At 60.6% G+C, this 5,073-nt stretch carries 5 protein-coding genes and 1 pseudogene; 1 reads left to right on the top strand and 5 read right to left on the bottom strand.

The window, feature by feature from the left end; translation table 11 throughout:
- The 3 genes from AC5Y7V_RS31160 to AC5Y7V_RS31150 all read right to left on the bottom strand — a co-directional run.
- Positions 1 to 1,089: tyrosine-type recombinase/integrase (locus tag AC5Y7V_RS31160; RefSeq protein WP_499883776.1), on the bottom strand; the 1,089-nt coding region annotated here is incomplete at its 3' end.
- Between the two features lie 189 nt (positions 1,090 to 1,278).
- Complete coding sequence (locus tag AC5Y7V_RS31155; RefSeq protein WP_499883775.1) at positions 1,279 to 1,800, bottom strand: hypothetical protein; 522 nt, start codon at positions 1,798 to 1,800, stop codon at positions 1,279 to 1,281.
- Positions 1,797 to 2,579 carry a TnsA-like heteromeric transposase endonuclease subunit gene (locus tag AC5Y7V_RS31150; RefSeq protein WP_499883774.1) on the bottom strand — a complete coding sequence of 261 codons (783 nt, stop codon included), beginning with the start codon at positions 2,577 to 2,579 and terminating at the stop codon, positions 1,797 to 1,799. Before AC5Y7V_RS31150 ends, AC5Y7V_RS31155 begins: the two co-directional genes overlap by 4 nt.
- Positions 2,580 to 3,445: 866 nt before the next feature.
- Between AC5Y7V_RS31150 and AC5Y7V_RS31145 the strand changes: the two genes are divergently transcribed.
- A complete protein-coding gene (locus AC5Y7V_RS31145; RefSeq protein WP_499883773.1) occupies positions 3,446 to 4,504 on the top strand; it encodes a hypothetical protein in 1,059 nt (352 codons plus the stop codon).
- Positions 4,505 to 4,535: 31 nt separating this feature from the next.
- Here the strand turns inward: AC5Y7V_RS31145 and AC5Y7V_RS31140 are convergent, their stop codons facing one another.
- Positions 4,536 to 4,835, bottom strand: a complete 300-nt coding sequence (locus tag AC5Y7V_RS31140) for a hypothetical protein (RefSeq protein ID WP_499883772.1) — start codon at positions 4,833 to 4,835, stop codon at positions 4,536 to 4,538.
- A gap of 57 nt (positions 4,836 to 4,892) precedes the next feature.
- Positions 4,893 to 5,073, bottom strand: a pseudogene (locus AC5Y7V_RS31135) (tyrosine-type recombinase/integrase); the annotation flags it as partial.

Raw genomic sequence — 5,073 nt, 5'->3', positions numbered from 1 at the left:
TCGAGCGATCATCTGTTGGATCGTCTTTTGTTTGAAGTCTGACGACACCGAGGTGTACAGCGAGGTGGTCGATGCAAATGAGTGCCCGAGCTGTTCCTGCACGAACAGTGGGTCGTAGCCAGCCTCCAGAAGGTGGGTGGTGAAGGAGTGCCGCAGTGCGTGCAGACTCAATTCTGGTGGCAGCCCGGCTCGTTTGCGAAATGCGGTGAAGGAGCGGCCCAGCGCACCGAGCGTCAATCTGGAACCACGCTCGCTGGGCCACAGCGCGGGGGAGCGGTCCGCGGTGGCGAACAGCTGGCGTCCCTCGCTGCACCAATATTCCAAAAGCTCGACAACCCAAGAGAATTCAGGCGATGTGAGCACCGTCCGCCGACGTGGCCCGGACCCTTTCGTGCCTTTGGCCCAGCGCACGGTCAGCGCGCCGTAGTTTCCAAAGCGGGGTACGTGTGGGTTGGGCCCGAAGTCCGTCAGGTCCAGCATGACCAGTTCGCGGCGGCGCAGCCCATAGGCGTAGCCGACCTTGAATGCGATCGAATCCCGCAGGGCCGTCACCCACCGCTTGGACGCTGTGCGGTGCGCTTCGTCGACAAAATCATCTACGACGTCAAATAGGTGCTGCAACTCGGCCTTGGTGAACGCTCGGCGGCCCGGTGGAACAGCATCATCGGTTGTGTGTTGCGGAGTGTTCCACTCGAAGCATATCTGCGACGGAACATCGCCAAACTGCTTCTCGCAGAATGCAACCCAGCCGTATCTACTGTCGCAGACGTACGAGCAAAACATCGAAATCGTATTGCTGTAGGTCCGCAACGTAGATAGCGCAATCGGTCTTTCCTGCGATCGGAATTCGGCCAGGAATTGGTCCACGTCAATTGGGCGCCACCGCCACGGATACTCGTTGGTGAACTCAACGAACCGGGCAATCAGTCGACCGCGCGTCATGATCGTGTCGACGGCCAAGCCTCGGGCCAGCATCTGCGCCCGCCAGCCATCGACCATCGCATTGAACACGGTCTCATCGGCACGCAGGAGCGAAACATCGTCGGCACGCAGGATGTGGGGAATGAACCCGGGCAGTTCCTCAGCCATGACGATGGTCGAACGATCTCGGCAACCGGCTTGGCGACGACTTGAGTTGCGATCCGAATAGTCTTGCCCTCGAACGCAATTCGTCACTGTGACGCAATAACCCCGGTCCACGCAGTGGCGGGGGCGGTGCCGCAAAACAACTCACACCGACCGGATGCCAGTGGTCGCTCGTTGAAGCTCGCAACGTCGTCACCTAACATCCGAATCAATCATTAAGTGCTCGTGCACCCCGGACAGACGGACGTGACCCGGCATGCCGCGCTGATCGATACATCCGAGCAGGCCCGCATTGTTGAAGCGTTGCCACTTACGCCACATAGTGGTCATGGAGACCTGCAGCCCCAGGGTTCGTAGCTCGGCTCGTTTATCCGAAAGTCGTTCGCGTACAGTCGCGATCGGGTTACCCGAAGAGGCTTGTCCTTGGGCCGGCTGTTCCATGGCGTGTTTGATACCGGAGAGGTGCTCATACCAGAACTCGGCATCTCGTCGCTGTTCGTCGGTGGCGAGGTCGAGCAGTCTCTGATCGGCGATACTTGGCCCAGAGGCGTCGGGACCGACGAAGGAATCGTCGCAGAGCAACATCGCTACCGGCAAGGTCAGGTCGCTGCCGTCATCGAGACATTTGAGCCGAAGGGCCAGTCCGTCGCTGTCGCGGATATGCCAGCTCTGGCCACGGAGTTCGATGATGTCGCCGATATGCAGTTCGATCACGAGGTGATCACCGTGGTCCAGGTCAGCGGGCGGGCCAGGTCGACGTGAATCTCTCTGTTCCAGATCATGTGGTAAGTGCTGCAGATGAGATGGCTTTCGTCGAGCTCAGCTCCGTCCGAGGCGTTGTCGATCAGCTCGCCGAATTGCACGCCGTTTCGCCCCGATCGATTCACGCAGATCGTGATAGCGGATCGTGCTTCTGCTGACGGCGCGAACCGCGGATGGTGGTAGGCGCATAACAGCCGTAGGTTGCGTTCTGCAGTCCTGTCTATCGTTGTGAATTCCTCGTACTCCCAGTCCAACTCGCGACATACATCGCGGGTGCGTTGATGCTGCAGCCGATCCTTCTCGCGGAGACGATCTGCCGGCTTGACGTCGACAACGAGAGCCGATCCGTCGCGTCGTCGGATGAAAAAGTCCGGGGCGTGCCGGTGGTGCGTCTGGCCCTTCGGCCACAGCAGCCAGAACGGGTTGGAGCTGACCGCGATTGCGTCGCCCCGAAAGTCGACCGTCATCAGGGCAGTCATCTCGAACCGCGACTCAAAGCTGACATGGCCTTGTGAACGCGAGAACCAGTACTTGCCTTGATGGGAACGGCGACCACGGTAGGCCGGGAAACTCCGGATAGGCCTACATAGCTCAAATGACACACGCGAAACCTCAGGTGTGAGACGGGTTCGTACGCGCTGCCCGGTCTTCGGATCTTGATAAAGCACCATCGTGTAGGGCGCGTCATTGACGGGCAGTGGCCCTTCCGTCGGGGCCGGCGGCGGGGTCACGGCCGTCTCCACCAGCCATCGGGGCCTGCAGCCTGCGATGGGGTCGGAGGCCAGGATGCAAAGCAGGGGTTGACATCGCGCCGGAAGCGCGCTGAAATAAGCATGTCTCCCTCTCAAGGGTGAAGTAAGCAATTAGCGGCCAAGTGCCGCACCGAAGAAGCCGGGATACCAGCCCGGCTTTTTCAGCGTCTGGGGACTCTTGAAGCCCCGTCAGCGGAAAATATTTGAGTCGCTTGTGCGGTGCCACCTCCTCGTTGACCTGGACGTTCGACTGCCTCCGATGGGCGCACTCATCGAGCCCCGTGCGTTTATGCGCAGGCTGAAGGGCCTGCCTCCTCACCGGAATTAGCAACGTCAGTTGAGCACAAAGTGACAGAATCGCACAAGGGTTTCAGCAACTACCACTTTGACCAGCTTTGCCGAGATGAGCGGAACTATCGCGCAATCATTCGTGGGTTGATTTCAAACGCCAATGGCTGTTGGAACCGAGGAACTCAGAGAATAGGTCTGTCTGTATTCCACTGCTAGACCCTAGATTAACGCGTTTGGCGAGATAGAAGCGTTTTGACCCGCGTCCCAGCGTCGGCGTGTAGTTGGTCGACGCGGGTCCGTGTGTTGCCTATAGGCAACACCTGTGAGCTGGACCTTCCAGCAAATTGCTGTTCACTGATACCCCTGCAAGCAGTTAACATAAAATCGACTTGGCACTCCATAGTTTGCTGATAGATCCGCGGCCAACTGCAGCGAATACGCCGCCATACCGACCGTGACACCCCACTCGCAGCGTCAGGGTCTCTGAATCTGCGCTTCTGGTTCGGCTCGGATTTCGCCCGAGGCCTGTCGGTGCGCCGCGCTATCTTGATCCGATGCGCTGGTTTGCCCGCCCTGATAATCGCTCGCTGGAGCTGAGGGTCGCCCCGCGGCTCGCCTCGTGGAACAAGGCTGACGATCCAGATCAGATCCGATTGCAGGAGTACCTCGACGATACGGAGGCTTTGATCGCTGGCGCACGGATCAGGGGCCCGTGGGCGCTGCGCCTCGACGTCGGTTTGCCGAGTTCACGAGACCTGCTCGATGCCAGCGACCTGGATAACTACGCGTATCCGCTCGCATCGCGCGTGCGCGATGTCGACTTGGTGTCGGTGTGGTGCACGAAGCGCCATGGCGAACAGTCGTCTGTGCGGATCTGTGCCGCCCGAGAAGTTCCTGCACCCACAGCCGCCGGTGTGATCGTCGCGACCACTGCAGCTTCTTCCTCGAGCGTCGCCTACAAGGAGGCTATCCACGCCGCCGTCTCTGGCGCTGCCGTGCTACCGGATGGACCAGTTCGGCTCGAATTGTCCTTCGTGGTCGGTCCACGTCGCAATTGGCTCAACCTCTGGAAGCAGACGATCGACGCGCTCGACCCCCTGCTGGGTCGTACCCGGCCAGATCGGGCATGGCATCCCCGCGACGGCCGAATCGCCGAGCTCGGCCTGCACTGCACCGTGGACCAGTACGCCGGCAACAAGGTCGCGGTGGGCATCTACGCATCGGCCGAATCCGCGAGTGTTAACGAGGACAGTTCGCTCGACGTCCCACAAAGTCCGGTTGGCGAGTTCGTCGACGTCGTGCCAGCCGATGCACTCGCCGGAGTGGATCACCGTACCCGCGCACACGAGTTCCGGGACGACGACGCTGGCTATCTGGCTTGGCTCGCCGCCAACCCGGAAGGCTTCGTCGTGAACATCGCCCGTAACTACAGCGTGTCTACCGCGCGGGTGCATCGCGCCGCGTGCCGCACTATCAGCGGTCAGAATCCGCACAACGGGCCGTGGACTGGTGCCTACGTCAAGGTGTGCGCCATTCAGTCGGCGGACGCCGAAGAGTGGGCCGCAAACACCGTGCGAAAGCCCATCACGCCGTGCGGGACTTGCCGGCCCTGATACGTGTGACCGCCGCGGAGCGCAAGCGGGCTCACCTGAGCTCGTCGGTCTGGGGCGCAGAACGACCCCGTGCGGCCAGTCGCTCGATTCTTGTTGATGCGCTATTGAACTCGGACGCAAGCTGGGCGTAGCCAGCATCCAGGATTTGTTCGTGCATAGCCTCGGCGCCCACCCGAAGCAGAATTCGCAGTACGGCGGCATCCGAGCTGATGTCGCCCGAGCCATAGTCACTGTGGTCTGCCCACTGTCGCAGGACCTCGAAAGCTGGCGAGCCCCGATGGAGGAAGGGAGCGATCATCGCCTCGTCTGCGTGGCGGAGAATCAGGCTCACTCGCTTACTCACTGCGAGGCCTTCCTTCGTCCTTGGGGCACATGGATCGCTTTGTTCTCAGCTGGCCCCATCGTCCTCCCGTTGTTCGGTCAATAGGGAGTAAAGCTGATTTTGCGCTGCCGCACTTCGTGTTTCAATCCCCGCCGCCGTAACGTAACGCTGCGAGGTCGTCATCGACTCATGTCCGAGGAGTTTCATCAGTGTGTAGACGCTGACATTCGAGGTCGCGAGTTCAGTT

It is taken from the genome of Mycobacterium sp. NGS34 (assembly GCF_059812845.1).
This window is presented reverse-complemented; position numbering and strand designations above follow the sequence as displayed.

Bases quoted from the DNA above. Each gene is read 5' to 3' on its own strand.
- AC5Y7V_RS31145 (WP_499883773.1), top strand. From the start codon at position 3,446: ATGCGCTGGTTTGCCCGCCCTGATAATCGCTCGCTGGAGCTGAGGGTC.